This is a genomic window from Mesorhizobium sp. M7D.F.Ca.US.004.03.1.1, from assembly GCF_003998635.1.
Classification (GTDB): domain Bacteria; phylum Pseudomonadota; class Alphaproteobacteria; order Rhizobiales; family Rhizobiaceae; genus Mesorhizobium; species Mesorhizobium loti.
In genome coordinates, this window is the sequence record NZ_RZQG01001126.1 from 1 (window position 1) to 1,699 (window position 1,699).

Genomic DNA, 1,699 nt, shown 5'->3' on the forward strand with positions numbered 1-1,699 from the left:
GTCTATGAGGTCTGCGAGGTGGCGCGTGGCTTCATCGTCGACATGCCGCGCCATCTGGCCCGGCTGAACCGCTCGCTGACCGAATTGTCAATCGCCTGGCCAGTCACCTCTCACGTGCTGCCGCTGATCCTGCGCGAGGTGGTCAACCGCAATCATGTCGCCAACGGCCTGGTCTATGTCCAGGTGACGCGCGGCGTTGCCAGCCGCGACTTTGTCTTCCCTTCCGCCGACACCAAGCCATCCCTGGTGGTGACTGCCAGGAAGGCCGATCCCGCCGCTGGTGCAAAGCGAGCCGAGACCGGCATCGCGGTCATTACCGTGCCGGAAAACCGCTGGGACCGCGTCGACATCAAGAGCGTCGGGTTGCTGCCCAATGTCTTGGCCAAGCAGAAGGCCAAGGAGGCCGGCGCCCAGGAAGCCTGGTTCGTCGACACCGACGGTAACGTCAAGGAAGGCGGCTCGTCCAACGCCTGGATCGTCACCAGGGACGGCGTCCTGGTCACCAGGCCGGCCGAGCATGGCATCCTGCGCGGCATCACCCGCACGACCATGTTTGAAGTGGCGGCCAAGCTAGGCCTGAAGATCGAGGAGCGCGGCTTTTCCGTTGCCGAGGCCAAGGCGGCACGCGAGGCGTTCATCAGTTCCGCAACGACAATTGCCATGCCGGTGGTGGCCATCGACGGCGATACGGTCGCTAACGGGCACCCCGGCTCAATAACACTTTCCTTGCGGCAAGCCTTTTTTGACATTGCGGAAAAAAGTCCAGCCTGATAACCGCACAGGTGGAATGAACATCAATATATCTCGTTCTGCTTGTCGTTACTGACGACAAGACGGTGTTTGCGAGCTTGACATGCGCCCGTTAATTTGGCGCATTGGCTTGCAAACCGAAGGGGATCGGCGAAAGACAAGAACAATGGCGGAACGATCGCAAAACCTTCAGGACCTGTTCCTGAATTCAGTTCGCAAGAGCAAGAACCCACTCACCATCTTCCTCATCAACGGCGTCAAGCTGACCGGCGTGGTCACTTCGTTCGACAATTTCTGTGTGCTGCTGCGCCGTGACGGTCACTCCCAGCTCGTCTACAAGCACGCCATTTCCACGATCATGCCGAGCCAGCCGGTTCAGATGTTCGATGGCGAGGAAAGCCAGGGCGCCTGATTGGCACGTGAGAAAGACGCGGACGCCACCGTTCGCGGAAAACCAGCGCATCATCCCGGGACGGAAGCCAACGGCCCGACCCGGGCCGTTGTCATTGTGCCCGTCCTTACCCGCCACCAGCGCAACGACGACGAGACCAACCGCCCACGGCTGATGCGTTCGGCTGACGCTCGCCACGACGAGGCCGTCGGCCTTGCCCGCGCCATCAACCTTGATCTGATCCACACAGCGGTGGTCACCGTCAACGATCCGCGCCCGGCGACATTGCTCGGCAGCGGCAAGGTCGCCGAGTTCGCTGAAATCGTCAAAGAGGGACATGCGGAAGTGGTCGTCGTCGACCATCCGCTAACCCCTGTGCAGCAGCGCAATCTCGAGAAAGAGCTGAACGCCAAGGTGCTGGATCGCACCGGGCTGATCCTCGAAATCTTCGGCGAGCGTGCACGCACCAAGGAAGGCACGCTGCAGGTTGAGCTCGCTCATCTCAACTACCAGAAGGGCCGCCTCGTACGCAGCTGGACCCACCTTGAGCGCCAGCGC

2 protein-coding genes and 1 pseudogene are annotated in these 1,699 nt (G+C 61.3%); all 3 read left to right on the top strand.

Going from position 1 to position 1,699, the window contains the following annotated elements; genetic code table 11:
• Positions 1–771: D-amino-acid transaminase (locus EN935_RS34640; RefSeq protein WP_127266284.1), on the top strand; the 771-nt coding region annotated here is incomplete at its 5' end.
• Between the two features lie 145 nt (positions 772–916).
• On the top strand, positions 917–1,162 hold the full coding sequence (hfq, locus tag EN935_RS34645; RefSeq protein ID WP_006202172.1) for an RNA chaperone Hfq: 246 nt from the start codon (positions 917–919) through the stop codon (positions 1,160–1,162).
• Positions 1,163–1,699, top strand: a pseudogene (locus EN935_RS34650) (GTPase HflX); the annotation flags it as partial.

What these genes read in the sequence shown, in the direction of transcription:
- hfq (WP_006202172.1), top strand. Translation starts at nt 917, where the DNA reads ATGGCGGAACGATCGCAAAACCTTCAGGACCTGTTCCTGAATTCAGTT.